Raw genomic sequence first — 275 nt, 5'->3', positions numbered from 1 at the left:
TGCCCTGGGTAAGTCGGGACCTAAGGCGAGGCCGACAGGCGTAGTCGATGGACAACGGGTTGATATTCCCGTACCGGCGAAAAACCGCCCATGCTGAACAGGGGACACTAACCGCCCGAAACCTGCCTGACTACCCTTCGGGGTGGAAGGGTTTTGGTGGAGCGCGGGACCTGATCCTGGGAGGCAAGCGTATTAACAGGTGTGACGCAGGAAGGTAGCCGAGCCGGGCGATGGTTGTCCCGGTCTAAGGATGTAGGGCGAACGGTAGGCAAATC

Annotated in this window: 1 rRNA gene; it reads left to right on the top strand. The window is 60.0% G+C overall.

The window, feature by feature from the left end:
- Positions 1-275: ribosomal RNA gene (locus MRBLAR12_RS23830) — 23S ribosomal RNA — on the top strand; the annotation flags it as partial.

Source organism: Arthrobacter sp. LAR12-1-1.1, from assembly GCF_040676555.1.
GTDB lineage: Bacteria > Actinomycetota > Actinomycetes > Actinomycetales > Micrococcaceae > Arthrobacter.
The sequence above is the reverse complement of the archived record's forward strand: the minus strand, read 5'-3'. Positions and strand labels throughout refer to the sequence as shown.